This is a genomic window from Gilliamella sp. LMG 34360 (assembly GCF_984568995.1).
In genome coordinates this window covers 1,626,447-1,639,223 of sequence record NZ_OZ474900.1, presented here as the reverse complement: position 1 = coordinate 1,639,223, position 12,777 = coordinate 1,626,447, and the positions used below count along the sequence as shown (strand labels likewise).

Annotated in this window: 20 protein-coding genes and 2 tRNA genes; 10 read left to right on the top strand and 12 right to left on the bottom strand. The window is 36.8% G+C overall.

The window, feature by feature from the left end; translation table 11 throughout:
• Window positions 1–33: 33 nt before the first annotated feature.
• The 11 genes from AC5LW9_RS07375 to AC5LW9_RS07325 form a co-directional block, all read right to left on the bottom strand.
• Window positions 34–240 carry a crAss001_48 related protein gene (locus AC5LW9_RS07375; protein WP_493455537.1) on the bottom strand — a complete coding sequence of 69 codons (207 nt, stop codon included), beginning with the start codon at window positions 238–240 and terminating at the stop codon, window positions 34–36.
• Between the two features lie 518 nt (window positions 241–758).
• Window positions 759–1,001 (bottom strand): Rz1-like lysis system protein LysC, encoded by a 243-nt coding sequence (lysC, locus tag AC5LW9_RS07370; RefSeq protein ID WP_493455536.1) that lies wholly within the window; start codon window positions 999–1,001, stop codon window positions 759–761.
• Window positions 898–1,257, bottom strand: coding sequence for a DUF2570 family protein (locus AC5LW9_RS07365; protein ID WP_493455535.1), 360 nt, complete (start codon window positions 1,255–1,257; stop codon window positions 898–900). Before AC5LW9_RS07365 ends, lysC begins: the two co-directional genes overlap by 104 nt.
• Window positions 1,258–1,259: 2 nt before the next feature.
• Window positions 1,260–1,784 carry a lysozyme gene (locus tag AC5LW9_RS07360; protein WP_493455534.1) on the bottom strand — a complete coding sequence of 175 codons (525 nt, stop codon included), beginning with the start codon at window positions 1,782–1,784 and terminating at the stop codon, window positions 1,260–1,262.
• Window positions 1,744–1,917 carry an HP1 family phage holin gene (locus AC5LW9_RS07355; protein ID WP_493455533.1) on the bottom strand — a complete coding sequence of 58 codons (174 nt, stop codon included), beginning with the start codon at window positions 1,915–1,917 and terminating at the stop codon, window positions 1,744–1,746. Before AC5LW9_RS07355 ends, AC5LW9_RS07360 begins: the two co-directional genes overlap by 41 nt.
• Window positions 1,918–2,128: 211 nt before the next feature.
• Window positions 2,129–2,217 (bottom strand) — tRNA-Ser (locus tag AC5LW9_RS07350).
• A gap of 174 nt (window positions 2,218–2,391) precedes the next feature.
• Window positions 2,392–3,510, bottom strand: a complete 1,119-nt coding sequence (locus AC5LW9_RS07345) for a DUF1133 family protein (RefSeq protein WP_493455532.1) — start codon at window positions 3,508–3,510, stop codon at window positions 2,392–2,394.
• 114 nt (window positions 3,511–3,624) lie between these two features.
• Window positions 3,625–3,840 carry a hypothetical protein gene (locus tag AC5LW9_RS07340; RefSeq protein ID WP_493455531.1) on the bottom strand — a complete coding sequence of 72 codons (216 nt, stop codon included), beginning with the start codon at window positions 3,838–3,840 and terminating at the stop codon, window positions 3,625–3,627.
• 144 nt (window positions 3,841–3,984) lie between these two features.
• Window positions 3,985–4,944, bottom strand: a complete 960-nt coding sequence (locus AC5LW9_RS07335) for a primase-helicase zinc-binding domain-containing protein (protein ID WP_493455530.1) — start codon at window positions 4,942–4,944, stop codon at window positions 3,985–3,987.
• The gene (locus tag AC5LW9_RS07330; protein ID WP_493455529.1) at window positions 4,941–6,566 is read right to left on the bottom strand and encodes a DEAD/DEAH box helicase; all 1,626 of its coding nucleotides are present in this window, start codon (window positions 6,564–6,566) and stop codon (window positions 4,941–4,943) included. The genes AC5LW9_RS07335 and AC5LW9_RS07330 overlap by 4 nt, the downstream gene beginning before the upstream one ends.
• An 802-nt stretch (window positions 6,567–7,368) precedes the next feature.
• On the bottom strand, window positions 7,369–7,584 hold the full coding sequence (locus AC5LW9_RS07325; RefSeq protein WP_493455528.1) for a hypothetical protein: 216 nt from the start codon (window positions 7,582–7,584) through the stop codon (window positions 7,369–7,371).
• 153 nt (window positions 7,585–7,737) lie between these two features.
• Here AC5LW9_RS07325 and AC5LW9_RS07320 point away from each other — a divergent pair, with 153 nt between their 5' ends.
• From AC5LW9_RS07320 to AC5LW9_RS07275, 10 genes are all read left to right on the top strand, one after another.
• Window positions 7,738–8,430, top strand: a complete 693-nt coding sequence (locus AC5LW9_RS07320) for a LexA family transcriptional regulator (RefSeq protein WP_493455527.1) — start codon at window positions 7,738–7,740, stop codon at window positions 8,428–8,430.
• A gap of 265 nt (window positions 8,431–8,695) precedes the next feature.
• Window positions 8,696–9,154: a hypothetical protein gene (locus AC5LW9_RS07315; protein ID WP_493455526.1), complete on the top strand. Its 459-nt coding sequence runs from the start codon at window positions 8,696–8,698 to the stop codon at window positions 9,152–9,154.
• A gap of 225 nt (window positions 9,155–9,379) precedes the next feature.
• A complete protein-coding gene (locus AC5LW9_RS07310; protein ID WP_493455525.1) occupies window positions 9,380–9,586 on the top strand; it encodes a hypothetical protein in 207 nt (68 codons plus the stop codon).
• 6 nt (window positions 9,587–9,592) lie between these two features.
• Window positions 9,593–9,934, top strand: a complete 342-nt coding sequence (locus AC5LW9_RS07305; protein WP_493455524.1) for a hypothetical protein — start codon at window positions 9,593–9,595, stop codon at window positions 9,932–9,934.
• 130 nt (window positions 9,935–10,064) lie between these two features.
• Window positions 10,065–10,319 carry a hypothetical protein gene (locus AC5LW9_RS07300; protein WP_493455523.1) on the top strand — a complete coding sequence of 85 codons (255 nt, stop codon included), beginning with the start codon at window positions 10,065–10,067 and terminating at the stop codon, window positions 10,317–10,319.
• Window positions 10,316–10,543 carry a hypothetical protein gene (locus tag AC5LW9_RS07295; protein ID WP_493455522.1) on the top strand — a complete coding sequence of 76 codons (228 nt, stop codon included), beginning with the start codon at window positions 10,316–10,318 and terminating at the stop codon, window positions 10,541–10,543. The genes AC5LW9_RS07300 and AC5LW9_RS07295 overlap by 4 nt, the downstream gene beginning before the upstream one ends.
• Before the next feature lie 141 nt (window positions 10,544–10,684).
• The gene (locus AC5LW9_RS07290; protein WP_493455521.1) at window positions 10,685–10,888 is read left to right on the top strand and encodes a hypothetical protein; all 204 of its coding nucleotides are present in this window, start codon (window positions 10,685–10,687) and stop codon (window positions 10,886–10,888) included.
• Window positions 10,854–11,330: a DNA N-6-adenine-methyltransferase gene (locus AC5LW9_RS07285; protein WP_493455520.1), complete on the top strand. Its 477-nt coding sequence runs from the start codon at window positions 10,854–10,856 to the stop codon at window positions 11,328–11,330. Before AC5LW9_RS07290 ends, AC5LW9_RS07285 begins: the two co-directional genes overlap by 35 nt.
• 40 nt (window positions 11,331–11,370) lie before the next feature.
• Window positions 11,371–11,673, top strand: a complete 303-nt coding sequence (locus tag AC5LW9_RS07280; protein ID WP_493455519.1) for a hypothetical protein — start codon at window positions 11,371–11,373, stop codon at window positions 11,671–11,673.
• Entirely contained in the window at window positions 11,568–12,614 is a 1,047-nt protein-coding gene (locus tag AC5LW9_RS07275) for a tyrosine-type recombinase/integrase (RefSeq protein WP_493455518.1), read from the top strand. Before AC5LW9_RS07280 ends, AC5LW9_RS07275 begins: the two co-directional genes overlap by 106 nt.
• A gap of 24 nt (window positions 12,615–12,638) precedes the next feature.
• Here the strand turns inward: AC5LW9_RS07275 and AC5LW9_RS07270 are convergent.
• A tRNA-Lys gene (locus AC5LW9_RS07270) sits at window positions 12,639–12,714 on the bottom strand.
• Window positions 12,715–12,777 lie beyond the last annotated feature (63 nt).

The window sequence follows — 12,777 nt, the reverse complement described above, 5'->3', positions numbered from 1 at the left end:
AATTTTTATAGTTTATGTATTAAAATTGAATAATTATTTAAATGCATCGATACGGTAATTTAAAACATCTAAATATGCTGTCATTATAGATTTTTGTAAAAATAATCTTTCGCATTCGAGCTCATCTGGTACTATTTCCGTTAAACGTTCTGAATTGATAAAATCAGTCAATTTTGCTAATTTACCCGCCAATTCGTCGCGCTCATCAATAACCTGTTGTTGATATGGTTGTAATTGCATATATAAACCTCCATTTATTGTTTGCTGTATTTTTTCCATTATTAATAATCTACCTGATGTAATGTTATTCTGTGGTTAATTCTGAAATTTGATCCATTAGTTTTATAATATTACGACTATTTAAATCATAGTAAAAAATTGCCTCTAATAACGTCAGAACGGTAAATAATCTAAAATCAAAGAACTGGATTGATAATCCTAAATTATCTAAAATTTTGTCAGTAGCAAAAAAAATAGTAGTACACACAAACAGCCTCGAGAACGATCTTTTCATGTACCAGTTGTTTTCCGTCAATTTTCTCAAATAAAATGGATGTTTTATTTTACTATAATCGACAGACTGGAGGAGAAATTGACCTCTAAAAAACAAAACAAAACATATTACATATAGAATTGATGGAACAATACCATTTATAAAAATTTTATAATCACCTAATGTAGTTAATATCGAAATCAATGCGATTACAATAAAAGCACGGAGCCACTTGAATGATATAAACCTGCTAATTTTTTTAGATTCACTCTGTGACATCACTATAAATCTCCCGTAGAGCCTGTTTGTCCCTATTACACATTTCAATAACATTTAATAGGTGTTCGTTGTATTTGAGACTGTCACCGAATGTCATTGATTTAGGTGGTAAACGAGGCACGCAATCATTTAATAGATTCGCTGGTATTGGTTGATTGACGTATACCTTTCGCTCGGTTGTACAGGCTGTTAGACACAGAAACAGGCACGAGCTGACCAGCGCAATCATTATTTTTGAGTTGCTCATTGATTTGCTCCTGCCGTTCTATAGATTGATTTTCTAATTCGCGTTTTGATTGCTCGTTATCTGCGATAATCTGATTATTTCTAGCGATTGTTTGCTGTAGTTGTTCGATTTTATTGGTTAATTCTAATTTATCGCGTTCCAAACGCTGTTTATCATGATAATTATAGTAACCAAAATAGGCTGTCAGAATAAAACTAACAATGACTAACGCGATAATAGTAAATTCCGATTTACGCATAATTAAATACCCTGAAATGAGAGACATAGCAATTTTTCCTGCTCTCGACGTTTAACTAACCCATTTAAAACTACTCCGTTGGATTTATTCCAACGAGGGAATTCATAACATGCGGCTCGATAATCTCCGTTATTTAGACATTTGAACATTGTTGACGTCCTCATATTGGCGCAACCACAATTGAATGTAATAGATACGGCGGCATCAAACACTGGCTGTGGTAAATGAAATCCATTAGCGTGTCGATTAACACATTGCTCTGCTGTTTTGATATCATCTACCCAGCGCCTAGCGATTTCCTCGTCTGTATAGCGTTTTTGCTCTACATTACCAGTTGAGCCAATACCAACAGTTAACACACCCGCTGGACAATTATATGGCTCTCTAATACAGGATTCAGCATTGCCGATTAGCTCCAGTCCTGCTCTACTGGTTCTAATTTCATCTGAGTAATTTGTTAGAACAATACCGATAATAGCCGAAACACTACAAATCGCAGTCGCGGTGATTTTTTTCATATTTCGCATAGTATTGCTCTCTCAAATTTTTTTTATGATTAAAATCTCTGCGTTTGTAAATCCAATTAATGATAAATGTAGCTATTGATATAATAATACCGATAATAATAGCGATATCGTTTAGGCTCAGAAATCCAAACATAGAGCAGGTGACTCCCCAAAAATAGGATACTGGTGACGTGTATTTGTCCATATGAATTTACGATTGTTAGTTAATAGAAATGACAGCGTACTAGCTCTGGGTCTGTGTAGTGTGTGTGTCTAGCATTGCTGTCGATACTGTGAAACCTCCAAACGTATCTATACTCATTTGAGATGTTAGAAAGTGGCATAGGAGGACTGTTATTTAAAAGTGGCGGATGGTGTGAGATTCGAACTCACGGAGGGTCGCCCCTCGCTGGTTTTCAAGACCAGTGCATTAAACCAACTCTGCCAACCATCCAAAATAGGCAATAAAAAACCGCCACAAGGGCGGCTTTGATTTACAGGGAAATAAAATGAAAAATTGGTAATAAAAAAGCCCTGTTATCTCTAACAAGGCTTAATTTAAATATTCGCGTCGAATATATCATATTTATATCATGCGCCATATAGTAAATCAAGTTTTTTTTAAAAATTAATTTTCATTGGCAGAATAAACCATGTAAAAATGTGATTTTAAATAATCTAAACACCATTTTACGCGGTTTAACGCCTGATAATGGGTTAACCTATAATTTGTCAATTTTTCAATATAATGAGCGATCTCTCGTGAATGATGCCCATAAACATAATAATTTACTGCTATTTTAATTATAGGGCTGTTTTTCCCAAATGTTTCAATGAGTAAACGATCGACCCGCATGGCCTCATCATCGGTCAGATTCTCCGCCTGTCGATGTTTCATTGACGCGATAATGTCGCTAGCTCGTTGAAAGAGGCTTTCTCCTCTATATCCCTGATTGTACAAATTCTCAATAATATCAACTAATGCTGTATCACTGATTTGATGGGAGGTGAACATCATTTTAGCTATAACATTTTCGTCACGCTCGCGAATATCTTCATATGACCACGCGCCCCAACCAGTCAAAATATTTTCAACAACCAATTGCTGGTAATTAGTTAACTGAGCTGTAATGCCTAATTGTCGTTTGTTTTTCAATTGTACTAATGGTCTATAACTATTTTGGTTTTTGACCTCATCATTCATTTTTCGCGTAAACCGCGCGACCGCTTTCAATGCTAATTTCTCACTAGTGTAACGTCCTAAATGATAATGTTGTCTGTCGCGATAAACTATAGCTACCCATTTACGATCTGATGCCGAATAGTGAACACCCTCTGATAATTGAGGTTTTGGAATGCTGCGTTCAACCGCCCTGATTTCCTCTAAATTGGCAAATCGATTATCGGCAATATTTCCATTTTTGTGTTGTATTTTACGTTTAGTCCATTCACCAGTTACCAGAAACCACGCCAAACGTTCTGCAGCATATTTGCGACTATTTACAGTAATGAATAGATATCCGCGATCATCGTGTACGCCTTTGATGCGTATGCCGTCTTTATAGGCAGACGTAAATATGCCCGTTTTTGGATCGTAGTTCACCGCTTCTTTTAATTGCTCATGCCGTTTATTCGCGCCTACCCGTTTATTCGCCTGTCTACCTAAATGACGAAATGAATTAGCGGAATTTAGTGTATATTGCTTTATTGTTTTTAATGGACGATAGGTTTGCTCGGTTTTAATCATCTCTTGCCCTTATTTGTGCTGCTCTACCCATTCAGCTATTGATATTACTGCTGATTTTGCCATTTTTATACCTCTGTATTCCCCCAATGGGGGTGTGTCCAATTTTGGGCATACCTATCCTAATAATGATTCTCTTCTTTTGTAGGCTTTCGCTTTTCGTCTCGCCTCATGTAAACAATCATCGTAGATATGACCACGTCTTGTAGGTTGAGAACGGCGTTTATATTCATCAACTCCATGCCTAGCTGATAAACTAGCAATAGCTGTCGTGTAACCCTCTGTAATCAACGTTTTTTGAATATTGGAAAAAATAAAATCAACAGGATTCATTGCTAACCACCTTTACTTAAAAACACCTAACAACGCCGCTACTAATGTCACTAACAGCAAGAATTTAATGACTATATAGAATTCCTGTGCGTATTTTTTCTGTTTTATTAATGCTCTATATTGATACATATCATCCACCTCTAATTACCTCGTTCCTGACCATTCATAAACTGTTAGTCCGTGTATTAACGCATCATTGAAATCACCGCGTTCTGTCCATCTAATCGTTACCCGTTTTACATCATTGTGAATAGACAATAGATTTTTATTAGCACACTCAAAAGCTGCTGCATGACCAGTTAAATTACTGTCTGTATCTGCAAATATAATCAGATGATCTACTCCTGCAGGTGCTATAAATTTTTTAAAAAATGCAGCGCTGATAGTAGGCCATGTATTACACCCGTATATTTGATAACACGATAGCGCGGTTTCGATGCCCTCCGCGATACCGAGCGTTGACGATACGGGAAATAAACGGATAGCTACCGATTTAGCGTAATTAAGATAATTTTCAGCTTGCAAACCATTTAATTTTTTGGGAGCTGATACGCTGGCTTTTCTTTCTCCATCCAATAATGTTCTATGCAGATAACACACGTTACCGTTGCAATCTGTTGCGAGTGAATAAATCGCGCCATAAATATGTCCGCCTATTTTTTCGGACGCCGAATATTTTATATTTTCAATTTTTGGCGGTAACGTAATGTGCCTACTGTTTAGGTATTTTTCAGCATTGGAGCCTGTTAATGTGTCGATAGAGTTAAATTTATTAATAACTCGTTCCCGTAATTCGTCAACATTACTGTTCACTGGTTTTGGTTGATCATTATTTGTGTATGAATTACCTATCAAATCATCAATTTCACGCGCTAATGTCTTGAAGTCTTTGTGTTGCGTTTCTTGTAGTAATTTCCAGATATCGCCCGACCCACAACTACAAATCCATGTACCTCGATTTTCCCTATTATCTATTCTGAATTTATTTTTTTTACCACATAATGGACACTCACCACGATAATGATGCCCTCCTGTTATTGGTGGGAGTTTGTAATGTTCCAGCACTTTCGGGATATGATATTTAATTGCGTCTACAGTTTTCATGCAGTAGCCCTTTCTGCTGCACGTTTAGCTTCAAGTATCCTTGCGGTTAAACTGGATATCTTGTTGGTGTTTTGACCTAGCAATTCATCAGTAGCTAATGATAGTTTTTGCTGTGCCGATGTAGTGGAAGATTGACTTTTAGCATAGGCGATCTGTTTGCTTAAAATGAAATTTCGAACTTCTGGACTGATTTCTTGTAGACAACGGTTTAAGTTTCTTGGCCACACTCCAAATTTGCTCTTATACACATGAGCACACCATCCGTCACTTAGGAATTTACCTTTTGTCTGCGCAACTTGATGTTGGTAGTACAAAATCTGAGACCACCAAGATTGTTTTTCCATTTGTGAATAAACACGTTTGCCGCCCTTACTGATTTTTTGGATGCACCGCGTTTCGTCGGTTTCGACATCCTCGTTTGCTAACGGTTCATAACCACATTTAGGACATGTATAAACGCCGATTGGTTTCATGAATTTACATGAGGGGCACTCTTTTGGTTTTTTCTCTACCTGTTTGCGCTCGTGGATTTGAACGGTATTCATTCCGTCTGTTTTTGAGGGTAGCGTGTCATATTCGATTTGATCAGGAAAACCTAGTCTATGCACAGTACCACTATGATCGAATATAATGCATTTGTTCTTACCCTGAGCCGTTCGTAAACCTCTACCAATGCACTGAACCCATCTGATTTCAGATTTAGTTGGGCGCGCATAAATAATACAGCGCACATCGCTATCGAAACCTGCAACCAGAACACCTACATTTACAATAATTTTAGTAATACCTAGCTCAAATCGTCCAATGATCAATTTGCGGTCATCAGTAGGTGTATTTGCGGTCATAACCTCCGCGTTAATACCGTGTTTCTGAAATTCTAGTGTTACAAAATTTGCATGTTTAACATTAACGCAAAAGCAAATGGTCGGCAAATTTTGACCATTTTCAAGCCAGTTTTGCACTAAATTTCCGACAAGATCTGCATTGCCCATAATCTCGCCAAGTTCATCCTCGTTATAATCTCGTCCCATAATCGTGTTGCTGGACTTGACCTTATCAAGGTTTGGTTTTGTAGGCGCGTAGAATTCATAAGGGCTGAGTTCTCCCAATCTAATTAATTCTTTCATACTGGTTGGCTTGATCAATTTCTCATAGTAATGACCTAAAAATGTTGCGAATGGAGTGCCTGACAATCCGATCACTTTTGCTTCAGTCTCCTTGATGTACACTAGGATTTTTTTACGTTTTAAATGCGCCTCATCAACGATAATCAAGTCAACATCTGTCGGTAGTTCACGGCGGATCAATGTGTCAGCAGATGCGATTTGAATTGGTTTGTTAGGGTTGTATAATCTATGTTTCTGCCAAATGATTGATATTAAATTTTCATCAATCCCATATTGCACAAATCGATCCATAGTTTGCTCAATCAGTACGGTGTAGGGAGCTATGAACAGAACGCGCTTGTTGTGTTTGATAAACCCGTCAGTAATGAACGCGGCTAATCCAGTTTTACCGCTTCCTGTCGGAGCGCTAACCAAAAACGTTCTGGTTGTTAGCCAATTATTACGTAATTCAGCTAGCCCAATACTTTGTGCATGGTTTGGCGTGATATTTAACATGATTATCGTCTCGCTGATACTATGTCTATTCCTAGTGTTTTATACTGAGATAAAAAACTATTTCGTAGCAAAATGAACCCGTTACCGCCGTGTTCGTTGATTGATTGGATGCTCTCCAGCGATCGAATTCTAGGTGTTTTGTTATCCAACTCGATCCAACATGTTTGACCGTGTTTAGTGACGCGGAGATTAATTTTTGCACTTGCCAAATGCGGATGCCTGACCTCGTTCTCAACGGTGTAGCCATTCAGATTTAATTTAGCTATCAATGACCGAATAAAACAAACCCTATTGCTAGTTGTAGGTTTATCGAACTGTTTTGATAGTAATGTCATTAGCTCAAATTTCATACAGTGCCCTATATATATATTAATGATTAAGATCTATATAAATAATTCTCTATTTGGAATAGTAAATAATATAAATACAGATATAGATATAACGTACCAAGCACACCCCGCCCTTACCCATCAAAAGCTGCTTCTTTCCCTTGATGAGTACCTCAAAACACAACCTTGAGGATTTTTTACAGTGTACATTTTGGAGGTTCAGAAACCGCCTGATTCATTACACTGGTATATCGTTTTACATATTCGCGAAGTCGCGTATTGGCTTCTCTCCGCGCTCTGTTTTCTTTTTTGTGATTAATGGGCTCGTTGTTATACGCAGTGACATAAACATCCGAATACAACGCAGATATTTTTGATCTCACCCTCTTTGGTAGTTTCGACATCTGCTCAATGAGCCATTTCTCATCATCCCTGCAGTGATGATCTGGCAGGGTTAAGCCGTATGGGTTCATTTAGAACCTATCAGGGAATAAATCCCTTTCGCTTAATCCTGTGGCTTTTAGCCATTTTTCCCGCGTTTCCTGTTTTTTACTGGGTATTTTTCCTCCTCTCGCCTTAATATTAGTAATGTTTTGAGGAGAACAACCAACTAATCTTGCTAGCGTGGTCTGCGTATCACCTACAGCACGTATTGCTCGATCAAGCGGCGTTAATTTTTGTTTGCTCATAAGCTCTCCAGCTAATTTTAAACACAAAATAAACATACACTAAATATAAAATACACAAAAATATTTAATTTTGCAACATTTAAATTTATTTTTGTTTATTGATGATTTACACAAAATGTGTAAAATTAAACATAACAAATTAGGAGACCATATATGAGTACAGTCGAGCAACGCATAAATAAAATAATGAGAGACCAATCAATTAATAAAACTGAATTAGCTGACCTTTTATGTACATCACCACAAAATGTAACCAATTGGATAAACAGGAATGCAATTAGTCGCAAAAAAGCTAAATTGATTTCTGAAAAATTGGGGTACGATCTCACGTGGCTGCTATACGGAGGCGGCGAAAATATTAGTGATAGTAAGTTGAGTCCTATTGAATGGGAATCATTATCAGAAGAAGAGCAGAATAATGGGAGATTTGTAACAATACCTGTTTTAGATGTTGAATTATCAGCAGGTTTTGGAGCATGTCCCACAATGGAGCAGGAAATGTATACACTACCGTTTAGAAGCATTACTCTTAAACAACGAAATATTCCAATAGATATGGCTAAAGTGGTTAAAGTTGCGGGGGATAGCATGGAACCCAGATTATTTGATAGGGACATTATTTCTATAAATACAGCAGATACTCGAATTAGAGACGGTAAAATATATGCTGTACGTGTTTATGATCTGCAAAAAGTTAAGATTCTAATTCGAAATACCGACGGAACCATAACGCTAAGATCGTACAATCCAACATATGCAGATGAAATAATTAGTAAGGAACAAATTGAAAGCGGTGATTTTCAAGTGCTTGGTCGTATGTGGTGGCACTCATCACTAGATGATTAAGATTAAACAATTAAAACAGCTAAAGCCCATTCAGGGCTTTTTTATACTCCCCATTAAAACACAGTTCAAAAAACAGCCAATCAAACAAATATTAAATTTATATTTTTCATAATATTAAACAAAAACACCTTTTTTTTAAACAATTTAATAAACAGAAATTAAACATTAGCTATTGACTAATTTGTTTAAAAAAGTTTAATATTGGTTACACAATTAAACAAAATTTAAACATTAATTGATTTGCAATTAGTTTTGGGGGGTTAGGATGTTATTTATAAAAAATCGCTTGCGTAAATTTAATAATTCAGGCTATATTAATGTTGCACTAGCAAAATCTAGTGTCGGGTGTGGTAGCCTGAATCAAGTAGCGGATAGTTACCGCTGTTCTTTGCGGTTTTTTTATGTCCGTATTATGCCTATTCTTTCTATGATGGGGCGTAGTGATGGAGCCGAAAGGCTCGCTGGATTCTACTTGACCAGTCTACCAACTTCGCTACGTCTCATCGCCCAGTTTGGTAGCTGCTCGATGAGGTTTAATAAACTTCAAGTAGAGGCTGTCATTATGACTACTACCCCTAACCCTATTGTATCCACACAAAAACTATCCAAGTCTTATGATCTCACAACTGAACTAGAGGATCAACAATCCATTATGAGTTCAGTGATTAACCTTTTTTGTAAAAATCAGTTTGTATCTAACACACATGTAAATATCAGAGGCTAAAAATGGAATATTTTCTTTTGGATTGCGAATTACAAGAAAAAATTTGGGAAAAATTGATTCAATTGAGAGCATGCGCACTACTAATCAATGAGGTGACTAGTCCTGATTCTGATAACAGGAATGATAATGTTAACACCTGTTCTTGGATGATAGCGGATGAATTAAACATCATATTGGAGCATCTAGAAAATTTACCAACTGATAAAAAAACGCTAGGAGGGACAGATGTTAACAAGCGATCAAATTGAGTCAATAAACGCATCATTAACACAAATTACTGGGGTTTTAGGATTAATTATTAATGTGACTGCACAAGGGTCAAATTATGAAAACAAACAAATTAATAATGCGACTTGGATGGTTGCGTCCGTTGTCGCAGATATCCTCAACCAGCTGGAGTCTCCACTAGATGCATCATGGGAACAGGAGTAACAAAAAATGAAACGATACACAGCAGCATTCGATTATTTAAATAGGTCACCAAAAAGTTATGATCCAACCGAATTGATGAAAGCGTCTAGTGCATTTGAAGATATCGGTAGCTCTATTGACCACGCGTTGGATACATTAGGGGTATTGATGTTTTGGGCAGCATCAGGCTCAGAAAATGGGGACGATAAAATCGCATCGAATGAAGCTACAGACTCGATCGCATCAATAGGAGAACTGCTTCAATTACTAATGGAATTAAAGGAATTTGCCTTAAAAAATGAAGTTACAATTGATGGTTTTAGAAACGAATCACAAGCCCTAAAGACTGCCATCATAAGGGTTGCTTAAACTAACCAACATAGGAAAACATTTAAATGAACAGTAACACAATTACTCTAAATTGTCTAGTAATAAAAACTGATGTGCATTTTTGCACATCATCAAAATCTGGATTTGATAGCACTAGCGAGGTGTAATCATGTATGACCCAATCAATCTTTTGATAAAAGAAAATGCAACAACGGAAGATGTTTTTTCTGTTTTAAGCGAAACTGTACACGGAATTGGTGGAATAGCCGATGTTTTGTATAGCGGTGACCTAACTGCTACTGACGAATCTACAATAAATGATCTGGGTTCCGCCCTGCTTCTACTAAACGGTATTGTTAATTCAACTATCAGTAAACTATGTGAGCAACAGGATGAAAACCATAAATTAGGGGTAAAAAAATGAAAAGTGACCTTAAACAAAATCTATTAACCGAAGCTAATGCTTTTGTTCACTCGCAATTTGAAGATTTTATTATCGACAATAAGCTGAATTTTTCATTAGTCAGAAACCCTGAGCTTAAAACCGCAATAAATGATTATAAAGAAAACGACACAGCGCAAATATTTGACGTGTTCTTACGGGGTTTTAGGGCTGCTGTTGAATTTCAATTAGTGAATAAGGAGTAACTATGAAAAACAAAACTTTACTAGCGTATGCTAGCTCTCTAAAAAAATAATTTACGATCACTATGACAAACCCTTGTACGATAAGGGTTTGAAGCGATTTTTTGTCATTTTGGATCAGGGTCAGTTGAGGAGTAAATATTAATGGTCAATCTAAATCAATCTAACACGCCAAAATCAGAAAAGGATTATTGGCGAACACCAGGAAACCTAATTAGAGATGCTCAATTGCTATTAAATACGTGGCGGTTTAGTGTTGACGTTTGCGCGAAAGATGCTGACACAGCGATAAGTATAGCAACCGCGTATATTGATGAAAATATTGCTATTAAATACGTGGCGGTTTAGTGTTGACGTTTGCGCGAAAGATGCTGACACAGCGATAAGTATAGCAACCGCGTATATTGATGAAAATATTGACGCATTGAGCCCATCAGTTGAATGGGATGAACATAACTTTGTTAAAAATGAGCGTTGCCACTGTAAACATTTACCAATGTTTTGCAACCCGCCATTTTCGAAAAAATGGGAGTTTTTCCAAAAAGCTATCGAGCAATCTAAATCATCAGGACACGAGATTTTAATGGTTCTGCCCTACACTCCTGCTACTCGCGCGTGGCATGAAAATGTCCTCAATCAGGACTGCATTATCTATGTCCCTGACGGTAGGTATCAATTTCTGTTACCTAACGGCAAACGTTCGCCGAATAGTTGCAGTTTTGAAACATGTTTAATTCTAATTGTTCCGTTCAAATGTGGGAATGTGATAGTTAATTATCAGCGAGGGTAATTATGCGTGTAACAATGATATTCAGTTATAGGTTAAATATATGGAAATCATCACATTAAAAGACGCCGCAAGAATAACCAAATTATCATATACATATATGTTTGAAAATAAAAGTAAATACGGTTTTGCTCGTCAAGGCGGTAAAGGCCGATGGTTGGTCGATAAAAAAATATTTGAAGAAAAATTCAATTCAAATAATAATAACGATCGGCTAACCTCTGATCAAGGAGGTAAAAAATGTCGATTAAAAAGCGTGGCGACATCTGGCATATTGATATCCAAGCACCAGATGGATCAAGAGTTAGGCGCTCTACTGGCACGACAGACAAAAGAAAGGCGTTAGAGTATCACGATAAATTAAAAGCTGAATTGTGGGAAATAACAAAATTGAATAAAAAACCGCAACGTCTATTTGAAGAGGCGGTTATTTTATTTTTAAAAGATGGAAAGGAACAGAAGAATTTCCGAGTAAAACAGGAACGCGCAAAATATTTTTTAAGCAAATTTTCTGGTCGTGAGTTAGCATCAATTACAGGTGAGGAAATACTGAATTCATTGCCTGAATATGTTAAACGAACTGGTCAACCAGTTAGTAATGCTACGTTAAACAGATATCGTGCTGATATTATACGTATGTTTTCATTAGCGTATAAATTAGATTGGATCGATTCTGTGCCATTTGTGCCGAGAGCAAAAGAACCTGTTGTTCGGGTTAGATGGATCACAAAGGAACAGGCCACATTACTCATTTCAAATTTGCGATTGGAATGGATGAAGGATGTTTGTTTATTTGCCCTATCAACAGGAGCCAGAATGAGTGAGATATTTACACTCACATGGCACAATGTAAATTTGGTTAATCGTATTGCGTCTGTGACTAATGATAATGCTAAATCTAAACGAGCTAGACCATTATTGTTAAATCATGACGCAATCGAATTAATCAGGAAACGACGGTTCAGGAATAATTGCGAATATGTTTTTACTCGAAATACATTAAAACGAGTTTATGATATTGATCGCCGTGATTTTAGTGATGCATGTAAATTATCGGGAATTGAGAATTTTACGTTTCATGATTTAAGGCACACGTGGGCAAGTTGGCACGTACAGGCAGGCACACCATTATTTACGTTAAAAGAGCTGGGCGGCTGGGAAACGTTAGAAATGGTAAAAAAATATGCTCACCTGAATGCCAATCATATGCTGGAGTTTGCCAACAATGTCACATTTACGGCACACAACACATTCGACACGTTAAACAAGGTTGCGCAAAACTCATAAAAACATTTTAAAACAATATGTTAATGGTGGGTTGTGAGGGGTTCGAACCCGCGACCAATTGATTAAGAGTCAACTGCTCTACCGACTGAGCTAACAACCCACTAAATTATTCTTTCTATTATATCTAACCTTTAAGATTAATGCAAGCCATAGATTTTACATA

Bases quoted from the DNA above. Each gene is read 5' to 3' on its own strand.
- AC5LW9_RS07330 (WP_493455529.1), bottom strand. From the start codon at position 6,566: ATGTTAAATATCACGCCAAACCATGCACAAAGTATTGGGCTAGCTGAA.
- AC5LW9_RS07315 (WP_493455526.1), top strand. From the start codon at position 8,696: ATGTTATTTATAAAAAATCGCTTGCGTAAATTTAATAATTCAGGCTAT.
- AC5LW9_RS07295 (WP_493455522.1), top strand. From the start codon at position 10,316: ATGAAAAGTGACCTTAAACAAAATCTATTAACCGAAGCTAATGCTTTT.
- AC5LW9_RS07375 (WP_493455537.1), bottom strand. From the start codon at position 240: ATGCAATTACAACCATATCAACAACAGGTTATTGATGAGCGCGACGAA.
- AC5LW9_RS07335 (WP_493455530.1), bottom strand. From the start codon at position 4,944: ATGAAAACTGTAGACGCAATTAAATATCATATCCCGAAAGTGCTGGAA.
- AC5LW9_RS07305 (WP_493455524.1), top strand. From the start codon at position 9,593: ATGAAACGATACACAGCAGCATTCGATTATTTAAATAGGTCACCAAAA.
- AC5LW9_RS07365 (WP_493455535.1), bottom strand. From the start codon at position 1,257: ATGCGTAAATCGGAATTTACTATTATCGCGTTAGTCATTGTTAGTTTT.
- AC5LW9_RS07300 (WP_493455523.1), top strand. From the start codon at position 10,065: ATGTATGACCCAATCAATCTTTTGATAAAAGAAAATGCAACAACGGAA.
- AC5LW9_RS07355 (WP_493455533.1), bottom strand. From the start codon at position 1,917: ATGTTTGGATTTCTGAGCCTAAACGATATCGCTATTATTATCGGTATT.
- AC5LW9_RS07340 (WP_493455531.1), bottom strand. From the start codon at position 3,840: ATGAATCCTGTTGATTTTATTTTTTCCAATATTCAAAAAACGTTGATT.
- AC5LW9_RS07320 (WP_493455527.1), top strand. From the start codon at position 7,738: ATGAGTACAGTCGAGCAACGCATAAATAAAATAATGAGAGACCAATCA.
- AC5LW9_RS07310 (WP_493455525.1), top strand. From the start codon at position 9,380: ATGTTAACAAGCGATCAAATTGAGTCAATAAACGCATCATTAACACAA.
- AC5LW9_RS07280 (WP_493455519.1), top strand. From the start codon at position 11,371: ATGGAAATCATCACATTAAAAGACGCCGCAAGAATAACCAAATTATCA.
- AC5LW9_RS07360 (WP_493455534.1), bottom strand. From the start codon at position 1,784: ATGCGAAATATGAAAAAAATCACCGCGACTGCGATTTGTAGTGTTTCG.
- AC5LW9_RS07275 (WP_493455518.1), top strand. From the start codon at position 11,568: ATGTCGATTAAAAAGCGTGGCGACATCTGGCATATTGATATCCAAGCA.
- AC5LW9_RS07290 (WP_493455521.1), top strand. From the start codon at position 10,685: ATGGTCAATCTAAATCAATCTAACACGCCAAAATCAGAAAAGGATTAT.
- AC5LW9_RS07325 (WP_493455528.1), bottom strand. From the start codon at position 7,584: ATGAGCAAACAAAAATTAACGCCGCTTGATCGAGCAATACGTGCTGTA.
- lysC (WP_493455536.1), bottom strand. From the start codon at position 1,001: ATGATTGCGCTGGTCAGCTCGTGCCTGTTTCTGTGTCTAACAGCCTGT.
- AC5LW9_RS07285 (WP_493455520.1), top strand. From the start codon at position 10,854: ATGAAAATATTGCTATTAAATACGTGGCGGTTTAGTGTTGACGTTTGC.
- AC5LW9_RS07345 (WP_493455532.1), bottom strand. From the start codon at position 3,510: ATGATTAAAACCGAGCAAACCTATCGTCCATTAAAAACAATAAAGCAA.